At 28.9% G+C, this 17,170-nt stretch carries 19 protein-coding genes; 18 read left to right on the top strand and 1 reads right to left on the bottom strand.

Annotation, left to right across the window (positions count from 1 at the left end; all coding sequences use genetic code 11):
- From BVC87_RS08370 to BVC87_RS08455, 18 genes are all read left to right on the top strand, one after another.
- Nucleotides 1-948 (top strand): alpha/beta hydrolase, encoded by a 948-nt coding sequence (locus BVC87_RS08370; RefSeq protein WP_075341917.1) that lies wholly within the window; start codon nucleotides 1-3, stop codon nucleotides 946-948.
- Nucleotides 949-978: 30 nt separating this feature from the next.
- Nucleotides 979-1,821 carry a hypothetical protein gene (locus tag BVC87_RS08375; RefSeq protein ID WP_234974651.1) on the top strand — a complete coding sequence of 281 codons (843 nt, stop codon included), beginning with the start codon at nucleotides 979-981 and terminating at the stop codon, nucleotides 1,819-1,821.
- An 87-nt stretch (nucleotides 1,822-1,908) separates the two neighbouring features.
- Nucleotides 1,909-2,673 (top strand): hypothetical protein, encoded by a 765-nt coding sequence (locus BVC87_RS08380; protein WP_075341918.1) that lies wholly within the window; start codon nucleotides 1,909-1,911, stop codon nucleotides 2,671-2,673.
- 71 nt (nucleotides 2,674-2,744) lie between these two features.
- Complete coding sequence (locus BVC87_RS08385; RefSeq protein ID WP_075341919.1) at nucleotides 2,745-3,170, top strand: MarR family winged helix-turn-helix transcriptional regulator; 426 nt, start codon at nucleotides 2,745-2,747, stop codon at nucleotides 3,168-3,170.
- A 55-nt stretch (nucleotides 3,171-3,225) separates the two neighbouring features.
- Complete coding sequence (locus BVC87_RS08390; RefSeq protein ID WP_075341920.1) at nucleotides 3,226-3,657, top strand: nuclear transport factor 2 family protein; 432 nt, start codon at nucleotides 3,226-3,228, stop codon at nucleotides 3,655-3,657.
- Nucleotides 3,658-3,895: 238 nt separating this feature from the next.
- Nucleotides 3,896-5,059, top strand: a complete 1,164-nt coding sequence (locus BVC87_RS08395) for a hypothetical protein (RefSeq protein ID WP_075341921.1) — start codon at nucleotides 3,896-3,898, stop codon at nucleotides 5,057-5,059.
- An 80-nt stretch (nucleotides 5,060-5,139) separates the two neighbouring features.
- Entirely contained in the window at nucleotides 5,140-6,054 is a 915-nt protein-coding gene (locus BVC87_RS08400; protein ID WP_075341922.1) for a M43 family zinc metalloprotease, read from the top strand.
- A gap of 264 nt (nucleotides 6,055-6,318) precedes the next feature.
- A complete protein-coding gene (locus BVC87_RS08405) occupies nucleotides 6,319-6,741 on the top strand; it encodes a hypothetical protein (protein ID WP_143569744.1) in 423 nt (140 codons plus the stop codon).
- A gap of 31 nt (nucleotides 6,742-6,772) precedes the next feature.
- Entirely contained in the window at nucleotides 6,773-7,414 is a 642-nt protein-coding gene (locus BVC87_RS08410; protein WP_075341924.1) for a hypothetical protein, read from the top strand.
- Nucleotides 7,415-7,461: 47 nt separating this feature from the next.
- Nucleotides 7,462-8,097, top strand: coding sequence for a hypothetical protein (locus tag BVC87_RS08415; RefSeq protein WP_075341925.1), 636 nt, complete (start codon nucleotides 7,462-7,464; stop codon nucleotides 8,095-8,097).
- 216 nt (nucleotides 8,098-8,313) lie between these two features.
- Nucleotides 8,314-9,309, top strand: coding sequence for an LVIVD repeat-containing protein (locus BVC87_RS08420; RefSeq protein WP_075341926.1), 996 nt, complete (start codon nucleotides 8,314-8,316; stop codon nucleotides 9,307-9,309).
- Between the two features lie 9 nt (nucleotides 9,310-9,318).
- The gene (locus tag BVC87_RS08425; RefSeq protein ID WP_075341927.1) at nucleotides 9,319-10,269 is read left to right on the top strand and encodes an ankyrin repeat domain-containing protein; all 951 of its coding nucleotides are present in this window, start codon (nucleotides 9,319-9,321) and stop codon (nucleotides 10,267-10,269) included.
- A gap of 17 nt (nucleotides 10,270-10,286) precedes the next feature.
- A complete protein-coding gene (locus tag BVC87_RS08430; RefSeq protein WP_075341928.1) occupies nucleotides 10,287-12,482 on the top strand; it encodes a HEAT repeat domain-containing protein in 2,196 nt (731 codons plus the stop codon).
- Complete coding sequence (locus BVC87_RS08435; RefSeq protein WP_075341929.1) at nucleotides 12,482-13,039, top strand: hypothetical protein; 558 nt, start codon at nucleotides 12,482-12,484, stop codon at nucleotides 13,037-13,039. Before BVC87_RS08430 ends, BVC87_RS08435 begins: the two co-directional genes overlap by 1 nt.
- A gap of 83 nt (nucleotides 13,040-13,122) precedes the next feature.
- A complete protein-coding gene (locus BVC87_RS08440; protein ID WP_075341930.1) occupies nucleotides 13,123-13,641 on the top strand; it encodes a hypothetical protein in 519 nt (172 codons plus the stop codon).
- A 327-nt stretch (nucleotides 13,642-13,968) separates the two neighbouring features.
- A complete protein-coding gene (locus BVC87_RS08445; protein ID WP_075341931.1) occupies nucleotides 13,969-14,553 on the top strand; it encodes an NAD(P)H-dependent oxidoreductase in 585 nt (194 codons plus the stop codon).
- 348 nt (nucleotides 14,554-14,901) lie between these two features.
- A complete protein-coding gene (locus tag BVC87_RS08450) occupies nucleotides 14,902-15,393 on the top strand; it encodes a hypothetical protein (RefSeq protein WP_075341932.1) in 492 nt (163 codons plus the stop codon).
- A gap of 65 nt (nucleotides 15,394-15,458) precedes the next feature.
- Nucleotides 15,459-16,193, top strand: a complete 735-nt coding sequence (locus BVC87_RS08455) for a hypothetical protein (protein ID WP_075341933.1) — start codon at nucleotides 15,459-15,461, stop codon at nucleotides 16,191-16,193.
- Nucleotides 16,194-16,234: 41 nt separating this feature from the next.
- Here BVC87_RS08455 and BVC87_RS08460 read toward each other — a convergent pair whose 3' ends face one another.
- Nucleotides 16,235-17,155 carry an SH3 domain-containing protein gene (locus BVC87_RS08460; protein ID WP_143569745.1) on the bottom strand — a complete coding sequence of 307 codons (921 nt, stop codon included), beginning with the start codon at nucleotides 17,153-17,155 and terminating at the stop codon, nucleotides 16,235-16,237.
- Nucleotides 17,156-17,170 lie beyond the last annotated feature (15 nt).

Genomic DNA, 17,170 nt, shown 5'->3' on the forward strand with positions numbered 1-17,170 from the left:
ATGAAAATTCATTCTTACATTACTACTATTTTTACCCTATTAGTTTTACCAACTGCTTGTAATAATAAAACTTCTTTGGATTCTCAACTAAAAGTTGAAAATGATAGCTTAAAGCAGGAAATACTTACACTTAAAACTCAAATTAAATTAACTGATAGTTTAAAAAAATATACTTCTAAAGTTACCATAGCTAATACAGATGTTAAAGAATTAACATCAAAATTCAACAATCAGAAATATCAAATTAAAATCTCTTACCCGAAAAACTACTTTAAAAACAGTACAAAAAGATATCCTGTTTTATATGTAATTGACGCAGAAACTAATTTTGGTGGTATAAGCTACATTGTACAAAGACTTATTAAAGATAAATTAATTCCTGAAATTTTAGTGGTTGGAATTGCTTACAACACCGACTATAAAAACTTTTATAGATTAAGGAGTCGTGATTTAACCCCCTTAGAAGATAAAGGTTTAAAAATGGGAAATCATCGTGTTGATCCTACTGGAGGTGCTCCAAAGTTCAGTGACTTTCTTAAGTTTGAACTTTTTCCTTTTATTGAAAAAGAATACAGAATAAAAAAAGAAGATAGAGCCATTTACGGACACTCTTATGGAGGCCTTTATGGTTCATATGCTTTACTAGATAGACCCAACCTTTTTAATAGATACTTATTACTAGGGCCTTCACTTTGGTATAAAGACAAGTTATTGGTTAATCAAGTTTCTAATCAAAAACTAAGTTTTAATAAAACTACAAAACTTTATATGGGATCTGGTGAATTCGATTTAAGAATAAAAGATTATCAAGAAGAGTTTGTTAACCTTCTTCAAAAGAAAAATATATCAAATTTAAAGATTAAATCAGAAGTCGTGAAAAATGAAACTCATAGAACTATTTTTGGTGTTGGATTTACAAATGGACTTAGATTTATTTATACACAGTAAACCTTAATAAGTTAACTATATTATAAGCCTATGAAAAATGAAGTTTTTTTAATCTTAACCTTATCGTTTTTAATTTCCTGTAAAGGACAGTCTCATAAAAAGGCAATTCATAACATAAATACTGAAAAAGTAGTTTCTGAGAATTCTAAAACCCTAAATACTAAATTTGATGCTAAAACAAATACTATTCATATTATTGTAGCCCTTTGTGATAACAAATACCAAGGTATAGTTCCAGTTCCCAAAAGTATTGGGAATGGGCAGGACCCTAAAAATAATTTGTATTGGGGAACGGCTTATGGAATTAAAACCTACTTCAAAAGAAGCTCTGAATGGATATTGATACAACAGGAAAAAATTGATTCCCTTATTTTAGAACGGTTAGTTTTTAAACATCAAAATAAAAATTATTTTATTGTGGCTGATGCTTACAATGGGAAAAATATTAAAGAAGCTACAGAAACATTTTTACGAAGTAGCAGTGGAATCATAAAAGATACCTTAGAAGTTAACAACAAAACTATTGGAATATTAGGTAATTCAAAGCTTGTTGCTTACATAGGTCATGATGGACTCATGGACTTTAATCTTCAAGAAGAATTTATAAATACCGATAATAATATAAGGGATGTTATTATTCTTGCTTGTTATAGTAAGGATTTTTTTAAGCCTCACCTAGAAAAATCAAATGTTAATCCTTTAGTTTGGACTACTGGACTTATGGCTCCTGAAGCCTATACCATTCATGATGCTATAACAGGTTATGTGAAAGATGAAACAAATGATGAAATTAGAATTAGAGCTGCTAAAGCCTATCATAAATATCAAAAATGCGGGTTCAATGCTGCAAAAAGATTATTAGTAATAAATTGAATACTATTATTAGTACATTTCCCTGAAAACGGTGTTGTTCTTAATACTGAAATTTACTTCTTTTAAAGCAAAAAATATAATTTCATAGTGATCAAACAACTAATTTACATACTCATACTTGTCTCAGGAATTTTAGAATGTAATAATCAACCTCAGCAAATTAAAAAATCTATAACTACAAATTCTAATATTCAATCACAGCGCATTGATAATTCAAAATATTACACACAACTAGATACTATTGTAATTATAACAGAGCATAGGGACACTTTGAAGTATACTAAAACTGATTTCAATAACATTATAGATACACATCCTGAATTTTTTAATGAGTACCCATCTGAGCCAGATCTTACCTACTATTGTGAAAATAAAGATGAAAAGTATGTTCTTGGTGAAGTTGGTCGTGACTCATACTATGTTTTATATGCTCACTTTCTCAAACAAAAAAATGGAATTGAAGAATTTACATCACTAAGAAAAAGACTTATCAATATTTATCTAAAAATCAATTCACTTTTTGCGCAATTATGTGGTGGTACTTACTATGGACATCAATACTATCGCATTTTAGGCTATGTTGAATATTCCATCTATATACAATCAAGAAAAAGTAAAGAAAGTTCAGAAAACACCTACAATATAACTAAACAAAAAGAACTCTATGTCCAATCTTTACGCCAGCTCATAGAAGATCAAATTAAATCTGATCGTAATAAATTAGAATATGAGAAAATTGAACGCATTAAAAAACTTAACAAAATTGTTAATCAACTTGAAAACTTAATTACTGATATTTTTTACTTACGACAAGCACAAGAGTTCCAATACAATCACTATAGAAATTATTAATAATAAATTTATAAAACAGAGTAACAAAATAAAATAGTTGCCTAGCTAACTATTTTTATTATATTTGTGTCATGATCAATGCTAATACATATTTTCAAATAGAATTAACAGCAAGAAAAATAAGACAATATGGGCAAAATGTCCTTAAATCTCATGGTATTGATATTACTATAGAGCAATGGTTAGTATTAAATATTATCAATGAAAATGAGTCAATTAATCAAATTCAAATTGGAGAAAAGCTAGTAAAAGATAAACCTACTATTTCAAGAATGGTAAATCAATTAGAAAAAAAGGAATTCATTAATAAAATCCCCTCTTCTACCGATTCTAGAAAAGTTGAGCTATCAGTCTCTAAAAAAGGGAAAACTTTAATTCATAAACTATACCCAATTATTGAAAAAATTCGTTTTTCAGGACTAAGTAAACTCTCTAAAAACGAAAAAGATACTATTAAAGTCATTTTAGAAAAAATTAGAAAAAATTTAGACAATTAATTTTTATTAAAATAGTTGTCTAGCTAACTATAAATAACAATTAAAATTTGAAATCATGAAAACAAAAATCTTAGCAGTTATAACCATTTTTACTTTATTCTCGTGCCAGTCTAATGCGCAAAACAATGATACAAAAGGTGTTAAATCTACACTACAATCATACATAAATGCAGGTGATACTAACAATGCTAAAAAATTAGAGCCCAATTTACATCCTGATTTTAGAGTGGTTTTATATGATAATAAAAAAGATGCAACTTCTATCCTTAACAGATCTACTTACATCTCTTTTATTGAAACCAAAAAGTTTGGTGGATATAAAAGAACCGCAACTTATGAAGACATTCAGTTTATCGGAAATCATATGGCTTCAGTAAAAATTACTCTTACTAGTCCTGGAAAACCAACATTGAAGAATTTTTATTCTTTAGTAAAAATTAAAAATAAATGGACAGTGATTCAAGATTATGTTATTCTAATTCCTTAAAATTAATCTTTCTTAAAAGTTAATTAATTTACAACTACGAATAATATTTTTAAAATATAAGACATTTGAGATTTTATCAAATGTCTTTTTTTATTTAAAATTATAACACATAATGATCATACTATTCCTTTAAATTTTAACACTTATCACTAAAAAAAAATCATAAATCTCCCTGAAAACAGTGTAGTCATCAAAACTTAAATTTTCTTCCTTTGAAAATAAAAAATCGGTAATAATTATGAAAATCTCAATAAAGCTTAACCTTTTATTATTTACTTTAATTATACTTTCTAGTTGTAGTAACTCAAAGGATGACTCTCCTATTTTTTTTGAAGACGTTAATCTTAAAGAAGCTAGATTAACTAATTTTCTTTTAACTGAAACTAACTATCTAAATATTGAGATTGAACAGCCTATAATTGAAAATAATGAAGAAATTAAAGAAGGTAAAATTATTATTACTTTACCACATACTACAACTTCTCTAAATCTTTCCCTCAAGTCTGTAAATATAAATGGTAGTGACTTTAACATTTCACCATCGGTTGGAGCACAAGTACTATTTTCACAAACGGAATTTGTTAAATATACTATTACTTCAATAGCCAATTCTAAAAAAAGTATACATTACAATGTAAAAGTAATCATCTCTTCTACTCCACAGGAACAAAAACTTTCAATAACAGATTTTGAGTTATTAGCAAATGATAACTCTGCTTTTACCAATATTGATTTTATAAAAGAGTCCATATCACTTCAATCTGTAGATTCTCTTTTATTTTGTTTGTTTCCAAAAACAATAGATTTCTCTGATTTAACACCCGCAATCAAGTATCATGGATCTAAAATTGAATACAGGGTTAATAATGATGATTTTGAAGAATACCCTGTAGAAACTGGAAAAAGTATAAACTTTAAATATCCTAATACTGTTGACTTTAAAGTAAGTAACTCGACAACTTCAATAACCTATAGAATAATTGTTGACACACAACATCCAGTTATTTTCACAGAAGATATTGTAATACCAGATTTGAAAATGGGTGATACCTATAACGGCATAGGAGTTACTAGTTGGACGAATAATGGTAATTACCCTATTTCAACAATGAGTCCTAACGAATATTCAGATGTTATATCCCCTGCAACTGGGCTAAACAATATTTTTACTGCTACTCTAACTAAAAATAGTGGTGGAAACATTAACCCTGATGAAAATGGCTTAGTAAATATTATTGTAAATAATACACCTCTTATCGGACAATATGAAGCAGTAGCAAGATTTAACCTTAATTTCAATGAAAACTCTTGGAAAATTGTAAACTTCCCTACTGACAAATTCATTAATGATGTTGGATATAAAACTGTTGATATGAAAATTAAAGGAACTATTATAAATTAATACCTAGATAAAAATGAGATTATTAAATATTTAACCCCTAAGCATTGTATAAAAACAATTTGACTTAATAATAAAGTATTATGAAAGAAACAGTATCATTTTTTATTTTTCTTTTTTTTCTTAGTTGTAGTTCTGAAGATACAGGAGTTAAACTGAATAATGAGCCTAATGATACTATTATCTTACCCATTGTTGTTCATATAATACATAGTGGAGAAGAAGTTGGTGACGGATCTAATATATCCGAATATAGAGTTTTTGAGCAAATAGAATCTCTTAATAATGATTTTCGAAAAAGAAAGGGAACTTTAGGTTACAATACTCACGTACTAGGAGTAGATACTAAAATTGAATTCAAATTAGCTGAAATTGATCCTCAAAGGCAAAAAACTAAAGGTATCAATAGAATAAATTCTTATGATGTAACTATAAAGACTGATCCTGATAATCCACCTTTACCTTTCGATTTACTTCCTCAATATGCTTACTGGAATCCCGAAAAGTATATAAATATATGGGTTTTAAAAGGACCTAAAGATTTATTTTTAGGAAGCTCTCAGTTTCCGTATGCTAAAATCCCAGGATTACAAAATCCATTAAATACTATTGGAACAGGTATTTTTATTAACACATTACATTTTGGAAAATCAGATATTGACAGTAAAATAAACCTAGGAAGAACTCTTACACATGAAATGGGGCATTTCTTAGGCTTAGAACATTTATGGGGAAAAAAGGAAAGTTCTGACTGTTTAGAATATGACGATTATGTGAAAGATACACCTCCTGTAGGACATAGCAATACCGATTGTGATAATACCGAACTATCATGTAACGGAGAATCATCTATTTTAATACATAATTATATGGACTATTCTCCTGATGCCTGTATGAACATGTTTACAAAGGGACAAGCAGAAAGGATGAGATATGTATTAGAAAATAGCACAGATAGAAAATCTTTAGCAACATCAAATGTGATCAATAGATACTGATTGTCAGCAATAAAAATCTAACATTTTATTTAGCTGATAAAAATAGCGGTAAATTTACAAAGTAGTATAAAATTATTAGAAGTGATTACTATAGTATTATAAGATGCCTATTTCAGTTACAAAATATTCTACTTACTTAAATAATAGACATTAAGAACAAATACCCCTGAAAACAGTGTAGTTTTCAATACTTAAATTTTCTTTTTTTTGAAGATTACAGAAACACATGATAACATAAGCTAAGGTTTATCATTATTCAAAAAAATGATGACAACAATTTTTATTCGTACAACTTATCTATTGATCATTACATTCATATTTAGTTCTGTAAATCCTCAAGTAGATAAACGTTTAATTGGAAAGTGGAAACTGGTTAAAATAGTGGAGGATACATTAACTATGACTCCACCAGATTCTGTTGCTTTTGACCTTATAATATCAGAGTCAACTTTCTCTTATTATTTAGGAGTTAATACTTGTGGTTTTGAAGCTAAAACTATTAAAAAAACAATTATCGATACCTTGGGTTTTGGTGGATTGTGCACAGAGGCTTGTTGTGATGAATGGGTATGGAAATACAGTACAAAAATTAACTACACAGGAACATATGAACTAAAGAACAGACAAAAAATACTAATAATTTCTAATCAAGAAAGTGATTTGTACTTAAAAAGAGTTTTAAAATAAATAGAATAAACTTTAGCAAATAAAAATAGTTATGACTACATCAATTTTAGACCAAATTGCAGCACGAGAAAAACAATTGTGGCAACTTTTATCTCCTCCCGTATTAGTGAAAGATCAACAGGGTATTGAATTACCTTTAACTCCAGAAAAAGTGAAGGAAATACTAAATGATTTTGATGAAAATACTATGGTTAGCGATTATAAATCGCAGTTAACAGATATTATCACAAATATCAATACTCAAGATACTTCTTTTAATGCCATGATATTTTCTTGGTTTTATGATGGCGGGGATGAACCTGATCATGCTACTGGCATTGCTTATGAAAAATGCGAAGTAAACTATGATTTTTTAGTTTCTAATGGTCATTTAGAAAGAGAAAATCCATTTTTAGAAGGACAAACTTATGAATTAGACTATCTTTTTACTGGTAATGTTTTAGATTCTTGGTACGAATTGGATATGAATGTGTTTTTTGGATTAGGCGATGATATTTGTATTCAAACTTCAGGAAGTGATTTTATTGAGCTCTCAGAAGTCTACAATGAACTTTTCACTTTAAAATTAATGTCCTTCTTAGCAAAAGCTTATGCACAAATTACTACTAAAAAACCTAAGTATTTCTTTATACAAAGGCAAGATAGATGGCCTTTGTTAATTAGTGATAATTGATCATTAAATAACCATGCTTAAAAGAGTTTTTTTAAAATAAAATATAAATGTCTGGATATACTTTTGATCAAATACCTCAACTAAAACAAGCACTATTAGACGAAAATTTAACCATAGCGCTTGGCAATATTCCTATGGTAAATATAGAAGATGATGAATGGGAATATCTAGCATTAATGCAAGAGTATGACGCTATTTTCAGAGAATTTTATAGTGCTAATAAAACAACCGCTTTACTATGTTTTATACATTTAGTAGCCGCTTCAGAACATATATACTACACAGAAGATTGGCCACAGTTTACCGATTTAATTTCAAATCTATTAGCTGTTATTTCTGAACAACCCTATAGCAAAGAAAATGAGTTATTAGTAGATACTTTACTAAATAAATTAGATCTAAAAGCTAGATATGTTATACTACATGGTAACTTAAACTACAATCTTGCTTGCTTTTTTGCGAATAAACAGGACACTAAAACGATGATGGAATATGTTTTACGTGCTTTCTTTTCATTTGATAAAGACAAATTTTTTCAAGAACCATGCTTTCAGCCATACCAAGACAAACCTTTTTTTAAACAACCTTTAGAAAAGTTCAATTACAGCGCTGCTACTTGGTGGACAGATATTTGGCCTATTAATGATTGGTATACTAGCAAAGAACATAAGTATGAGCTGTAACGTTTACTAAAACTCTAGAAAAAACTATGAAATTAAAACATATACTACTATAGACTTTCAGGAATTTTATATGGAAATGTTGTGGTCTTTTAATTTAGTTCCTAAAGACATAAAGAAGTTTGATTATTACGAAAATACTATAAATGGAATGAATCAATTAGTATTTGATTATTGGAACTAAAAACCAGTATTTTATTCATTATCACCCAACAAAACATGACTATAAAAGCAAACATTTTAAATACAGATTATAACAGAGATTGGATACATTTTATACAATGGTATCAAAATCTATTATTTAGTATACAAGAAGATACTATTTTAGATATGTGGGATGCTAATTTCAAAAAAATAGCCTCAATAGAACTAGGAGGGCGATTTTACGAACCTAGTTTTCAATTTGTAGATCAAAAATTAGTATTAATAGCCAAAAGAGGAAATAGAATCGCAATTATAAATTTTGAGAACCTTAAAAATCCAACTGTAGCATTACAAAAAACAGAAAATGGTTTTATAAAAGGAGCTTGTATTGCTCAACATAAATTATACATCCAAATATCAGAGACGCATAAAGATAAAATTCATTTCAATTTTCAAGTCTCAGATATTCCAACTTTAGAAAATCCAAATCCAGAAATTAACTATGTAATTCCTGTAAACGAAGACGATGTTTACAATGGTGCATTCTATACTCAGGTTGTAAAAGACACAATATACTGGATTAATCAAAATTCAATTTTTGCTATGGACATTACAAATCCGGATGATCCACAAAAAATAGCAGCTAAAAAAATTGTAGATAATGGTATTGGATATCCTGTATTACTTACTGATAACCGAATGCTAGTTTTAGAAATTGGAGGCGATACTTGGATGGGTGTAAATCATTTTGACATTTCTAATAACAACATCAAAAAAATATCAAAAGGAATATTAAAAAACCACTGTATTAGAGGTTGGGAATTAATAGACCAAACACTATACATTATTCATTTAGATCTCAAAAGAATCAATAAAGAAAAAAAATACAAAACGTATATCAGTAGTATTGATATAAGCGGAAATCCAACCATAAATTACACCAAAGAATTACCAATTATAGAAGTATATGGTGAAGATAGTTCAACTATTTATGGTTGTTATTATACTGGTGAGAGTTTAATTCTAATTCAAGGTAATGGAGGAATCCATGAAGTTTCAATAAAAAATTAAAAGTAACATATGAAAGAAAAATTAACAACAGCAATTATTAATGGTGATGTAAACTTTATACAAGACTACTTTACTCAAGGAGGTAAACTCGATAAATTAAGGCTAACAGCTCCTAATGGTTATGGAGTAAGCCCTGTTGAATTAGCAGCTACGTCTCACATTCATCATCAAGGTAATGCTCAAGTAGTTTCTTTAATCGTTAAAAATTCTTCAGAAGATGTATTAGCTGAATCATTTATTCGCTTTTCTAGTGAAGATGATAATACAGCGGAAGTTAAAAGTCTTTTAGAAGCTGGAGTTCCAGTAGATATTATGCATCAAAATAGAACTGCACTTCAAAAAGCTACAGGAAATAGAAATTTAAAAATGGCACATCTATTACTTACTTATGGAGCAGATCCAAATAAAGAAGGTGAATACGGAACTGCTTTAAAAGAAGCTAAAAGTATTCGTTATGAACCTGCTTATCTTGGCATGATGGAATCTTTTTTAGAAGGAAATCCAAAATCTCCTTTCGACTTTGTAAATACAGACGCTATAAAATCACAACTTACAGATTGGTTAACTGCTATCTATAATTTTGGAAAATCCAATAAAGACCAAAAGTTTTATATCATAGCTATTGATGTAGGCAGACTATCTGCGAACTCCGAAGAAGCGTTTGAAGCTACACTAAAAAAATATAGAGAAGATTTCACTGATTCCTATCGCGAGGAAAATGAAGTACAGAGATTAAAATTTAGTGCTGGTGATTTTTCATACCATAACATACATGAAATGAAAGAAACTACTCTTGATACTAATAATTTAGATTACTCATTCTTAGAACCTTTGCCTAATGATGCAAGAACTAAAAAAGAGTTACTTACCGAAGGACTGCTTTTAAATAAAGAATTATTTAGAAAAGAGTTGAATACTACAGACGATTTTAAGGTTCAAATATTTAATCATACTTACTAAAAACAAACACTAAGACTATGAATACAAATGAATTAATAGATAGATCTTTATTTTATTCCCTAAGAAAACAATGGAACAAAGCGTTAGATTTTGCAGAGCAAGCATTAACTAAAGATCCAGAAAGTTTCTTGGCACATAAAAGATTAAGCTTATGTCTTTGGTATCTAGATAAAAAAGAAGAAGCTATAGCCAGCATGCACAAATCACTAGAATTCTATCCGGATTTTGCCAGCGCACATTATAATCTCGCTTGTTTTTACGCTAAACAAGAAGAGAAGGAAAAAATGTTACATCATTTAAATCAAGCCATCGCTTTAGAAGAGTATACAGATTATCGTCAAATGGCTAAGGATGATAGAGATTTTCGTGGATATAGGAAAGATGATGATTTTTTAGCTATTGTAGAAGCAAATAATGAGAAAGAGGATCTTATCATTGCTACTTTATCTGGAGAAGACTATGAAGCTATTTCCAATCTATTACTAAAAATAGAACGTGAAATTCCTGTATCAATAATTGAATGGGAAGATTATTATGGCGATGATGAGACAACACTTCCTTACTTATTAGAATCCAAATGGGATAAAATTAGCGAAGAGGCTTTGTTTCATGTGTTTAAAATAGTTTCTCAAAACCTAGATGCTGAAGATTTTACTGGACTTGTACCATTATGTCAAGCCATAAAGAATAGAATTCCTGCCAACTACAATAACTTTATTATTGAAGCATGGAAAAAAAAGTATAGCTACATGGATGCGAAGCATCTAAGTCGTTTAGACAGAAGTTTTTTAACCTTAATTGCTGAGCTTCCTGTAGAAATAATTGCGGATGTTATAGTATGGGCATTGAATTCTCACGGAAAAGATGCTTTAGAAGATTATCAAGAACTTTGTGCTATCGCACTACAAGATTTACCTGAAAATCATGAGGCTCACGATGCTCTGATTAACATTATTGACACTCTAATGCATGACAATCAATATCAAGATGAAAACATAAGCGATAAAAAACAACGACTTGTTTTAAGCATGGCTCCTCCTCCATTAAAATATCCTGAAGGTATTGAGGATTTTAGAGATAAATTACAATTCCGATTTAAACAAGATCATCCATATCACATTATTAATGGAGCAGCTGGATTAGCAAGACACTACGATTTTATTCATTTAGTAAAACCTAGATTACCAGAAATAGCTAATCTTGCTAACCTAAATATACTGTCTCCTGAATTAAGGTTAGAGGCTATTTCCGAAGTTTTAGCCAAAATAGGAAACAAAGAAGAGATTGCTTTATTGTCTCCTTGTTTACAAGATAAATCGTATCAACTTTTAAAAACTGTTGGTCAACTTTTTTATGAACATGAAATCGTAGCAGAAGAAGCTTCTGAAGCAGTCGATTATTTGATTGCAAGTACTCAAATTGAAGATATAGATGCGTACGAACTTCATGATATTATTGTTGCTTTACGTTGGTTTAAAGACGAACGTATTACAGATATACTTTTAAACTTTTTAGATTACGAAAGAGAACTTGTAGCAAGAGAGGCTTTAAAAGGTTTAGGAACACAAAAAGCAGAAAAAGCTATTCCTAAAATTATCAATCAGTTTAAAAGTGGGTATCCACAGTGCGTTTCTGCTGCTGCACAAGCATTGAATGACATAGGAGGAATTGCACATTTAGAACTAGAAAAAAGAAGTAATTTTGATATAGTTATAGCTAGAGCACAAAAAAGCCCGCGTTGGGCAACTAGAGCTCTCCCATACTTCAGTATAAAAGGAATGGATACTGATTTAATAGCGCTTCTAAAAACAAACAAAGAAAATGAAGCTTACGTACACATAACTAAAGCTATTGCTCAAAAAGGAACCCAAACAATATTTCCAGATTTACTTGCTATTGGTTTAGATACATTTACTTCTAGAAACATTGGAGGAAGAAATTTCGTTTTAATGTTTAATACTATCATCAGAAATACATCGGATAATCTTGATGAAGAAGTCATGAATCAATGTAAAGAAGCACTTGTAAATACAGATACAGAAGATATTACGGCATTCATAAACATTCTTGAAAGAGATGGAGATTATGCTCGTTTAAAATATCCTAATGAAAAGGAACAAACTATTATTGATGCCTTTGTAAAACAATATGCTGAGACTTTAGAAAATAGTGATTTAATCAACGTTTTATTTACCGCTAAATATTATTCTTAATGAACTATTACGTACTATTCGCCGATTTAAGGGTTAAAGGATTGGCTACAGTTATGTCTGTTCCTAATGGAATTGAGATAATGAATACCATGACTGGTGAGAAACAACCTAATTACAGTAAAAAAGAAATTCAACTAGAATTATCTTTAGGTAGTGGTAGTTTTCGTGGTCACATGATGGGAGGAATTCTTCCATTATTCAGGGATGAATTATTAGATGCGTTTGATGAATTTGGGGTGAAAAATTATCAGTCTCAACCCACAGAAATGTTAGATCCAGCAACGAATGAAATAGAATACGGCTATCATTTAACAAATATTATTGGATTAAAAGCTTGTGTTGAGGGGTATGATTGGAATGCAAAACCATGGGATAGACCTGCAAGAATTGAATATTTCCAAATTGACTCAACTAAAACAGATAATCTAGCTATATTCAGATTAAAAGAACAACCTAATTTGATCATTATCAATCAAAAATTAAGAGATTTTCTAATTGAAAAAGAAATGGTTGCAATAAGAATGATTCCTACTGAAGAATTTAATTCCTTAATGTAAAAATACCATGAAGCATGATGAAACGACTGTTTATACCTTTAATTTTTATTTTTAGTCTCTCAAACTTTGCTCAAAACAATAAAATGACGTTGAATAAAGATCAGCTTATCATTCAAGCGAATACAATTTTGGCTACTAAATATCCAAACTTTCGTTTCAATGCTTCATTGTATGAAATTTCTGCATGGAGAAATTCTCAAAAAATCGTTGTTTACTATAAACGAATCATCAAATTTGTTCCTCTTGGTAACAAAGAGCAAGACTTAACATATGACTTTGAAGTAAATCTAACTTCTAAAAGTGTTGCTCCTTTTGACTTTTTTGGTGTTGAAAAATTATATCATCCAAACATTAAAGATCAAAAGAAAATTGATTTTGTGGTAAAAGCTTTCAATTTACCACACTCTGGATTTGATACTAAAATTATAGAAGAATCAACTATGTATGCTATTTATTTAGATAATGAAGTAGCTTTTGGTCAATATTACATTGATAAAACGACTGGTAAAGAATGTTTAGGGTCTATCGAAGGAAGTTATGCCCCAATACCTGATGATATTAAATTACTAGACACAGATCCTCTAATTGAGATCAAAGAATAATCTATCAGTATTTTACAGATCAACTATCTCAAAATAAGATATTCAAAAATTGACCCTAAATTAACTAAAAACACCATGCTTTTTAGGTTAAAAGAAAAACCAAGACTCATCATCATTAATCAAGTGCTACATGATAAACTCTCAAGGGCACATCCTCCAGGTGTAATATTTCTTCCCACTAAATGATATGATGGATCGTTAAATGTTACCTGTTAAATAGTGAACTTATCTATCCATAACCTTATAGTTTATTTATCTTTAAAAATTAAAATCATATCGCACTAGTTCCATTTTTCATATAAAAAACTATAAATCAAAATAATACCAATGAAAATTCAAATAATCGTATGTCATCCTAATGAGAATAGCTTCAATCATGCAATAGCAAATAGAGTTAAAGAAGCATTAATACAGAATGGACATCAAATTATTTTTCATGATTTATATAAAGAAAAATTTAATCCTATTTTAACCTACGAGGAAATTACAGGAAACACAAATGATCCTATTCTTGAAGGTTATATAGACGATTTACTTCAGTCAGACGCTTTAATCATAGTTCATCCTAATTGGTGGGGAAAACCTCCCGCATTATTATCGGGTTGGATTGATAGAGTTCTTAAATTTAATATCGCTTATACTTTTCCTAAAGGTGAAGAAGGAGGAGCATCAATAGGTTTATTAAAACTACAAAAAGTTATCGTTTTAAATACTGCTAATACAACGGATGATAGAGAAAGAGAAATATTTGGAAATCCGTTAGATCTTATTTGGAAAAATTGTGTTTTTGAATTTTGTGGCATACAAAATACTATACGAAAAGTTTTTACCGTAGTTGTAGATAGTACTCTTGAAGAACGTAAAAAATGGCTTGATGAAGCTGAACTTTTAGTATTAAATAACGTGAGTTAAACATAAGAACTCACGTTAAGTATATTCATTATTATTCATTTTGAATGATTTTCTTTTTATACTTTTTAAGTTCTTTTACAACTAGGTAATGGCTGGTACAACCTAAATACCATAAAAGCAATTTAAAAACTAACAATTTGACAAAAAACTTGTTATATTGTTGAGAGTTTTTTTATCAAAATTATTACAATAATAGGGTCTCGACTGCGCTCGACCTAACAACGATGAATATAATTTCTTATTTGAGATATATTATAAAAACTACTTCATTTTAAAAGTTTTCACTGAAAACCGTGTGGTATAATAACATTACTACATTTATTTTTGTATAAATATTTAGTTCTAGTGATGTTTAACAAACTATTAATTATTGTTTTAACTGTTGTTATATCAGCTTGTAAAAGCAAAGAAAACTCTATGAATACACCTACTGTTTTTGATACTGTTGATCCTAAAACTTCAGATCGTCTAAAAATCGAGCACATTACAATTAAAGATAAAACTGTTGAACTTATAGTACCTACCGAAGAAGTTTTTAAAGATAAATTGTATGATGAAGAACAAGCAAAAAGAATCATACACTTAAATTTAGATACCGAAATTAAAAAGAAGATTTCACCTTCAAGACTTTTAAAACTAATCCAGTTTCAAGGCGACTTTATTGAAGCAAAAGATGCAAAACATCAGAACTATTTAGATGATAGTAGAGAAAATACCGCATTCTTAAAACAAAAAATGAAATCCATTGGAATAGATCTTAATTTATCTGATCAGGAAATAAATAATATCATTAGAATAGATTCTTATTATATGGAGCTTATAAATTATACGTTGGAGTGATTATTTAATGTTTTTATGCAATTATTCCTAAAAATTAACAGCTATAAACTACAAACCAAATAATAATGCGCATTAAAAAAATAGTATCTCTTTTATTTGTAATCACGTTATTAGCTTTTAATTCTGTAGCAGATATTACAGGTCCTTCCACAATTGAATCAGAGATACAACCTATAGCTATTAACAAAAAGGGAGAAATTCTTTGTAAAACACGTTTTACCAAAAATGAAATGGGTGCTTATAGTCCTATGAAAATAACATATGGATTTTGTATTATTTCTAATGGTAAGATAATTGAGTTTACCACAAAAGTTTTAGATGTAGATTATAATGAAGCAGTTAGTTATGAACCTTTTTTTAAAGAAGCAAAGTATTGGGATAACATATTCTTTTCTAAAACAACCCCTAAACAACTTCATCAAATAAAAAAATATATTCTTAAAGACAAGTATGATTTTACATCAATCAATGCAGATTCATTTCGAGTTGATAGACTCTTCTCTATTTCTGAATTTGAGAAATCTAAAGATATATCGCTAAAAAGCGAAAAGCAAAAAGCATTACACGGAGCGCATAGCACAAAATATTTTAATGATCAAAAGGTTCATGTACTTTATGATTTTGGAAATATTCTAATTCTTAAAAATACTAGTAGTAGTGATAGTAACGAATCAGAAATAGAGATCGGAGCAAATTTTAACTATTACAACTCATTGAACACTACAATTAATGAAAAAGGTAAAAAGATTAGTTTTGGATTTGATATAAGTGAAGTTACTGGTGTGTTATTTCTTAAATAATGTTTTAAAATCAATAATTGACTAGAATAAATATCAACATATTAATTACGCGAGGGATGATGTATTCCGGATAAATACCACTTTCCCTTTCTAAAATAAAAATAGAATTGATACAAAGGATCATCATCTGTAGGCTTTACTAGTGCAACTATTAATCTGAATTGTGTTTCCTTCTCCCTTTTAACATATTTTAAATGTTCATTCTTAATTTGTTCAGGATTATCTGAAACTATCAAATCGGATTCAATTTGCCATTTTTCATAGCTAGAAATATAATTGTTGCCATCATACAATCTTTCATAAAACACTCCAAATGTAGTAATAGGATATGGTTCTCTTGCATATTCGTTCTCTAGTAAATTAAGGTATGATATCTTACTTTCAGAAGTATATATTTTAGGTATGTAGTTCAATAGATCTTTAACATCGTAAAACTTTTCTGTCGTTTTTTCAAGATCATTAGTAATTGTAGTACGTAAATAATCATTTGTTGATGTAGCTAATACACAATGCACAGGTTCGTTTTCGAGTATTAAACTATTTAATGTTTTAAAATCTTTAGATATTAATGCTTCTAAAAATTGATTCGACTGTTGTAAAAACAATTGAGTTCTTTTACTATCTTCAGATTTTAAAGTAGTTTGAGAACCAAACACCCATCCTATACTATCTTTATACTTAATCTGATACCAATTATCTATATATCCTCTTATAGTATCTAAATCTCCTTTCTTCTGAAGAGTACACACAACACCATTACTTAATTTGAGAATAACCTTTCCTTTTTTAGGTTTCGATCGTACCCAAATATTGTCTCCTTCTATATATATTAATTCCTCTTTAGATGTATTATCCCTTTGTTGAATTGAAATAGAGGATTGTTGTTGAAGTTTAGTTTCCTCTTTTTTGCATCCAAAAATCAATAGGACAAATACAACACTTTTAAGAACGAAATACCTCATGTACAAAATAATTCA

Source organism: Tenacibaculum agarivorans (assembly GCF_001936575.1).
Lineage (GTDB): Bacteria > Bacteroidota > Bacteroidia > Flavobacteriales > Flavobacteriaceae > Polaribacter > Polaribacter agarivorans.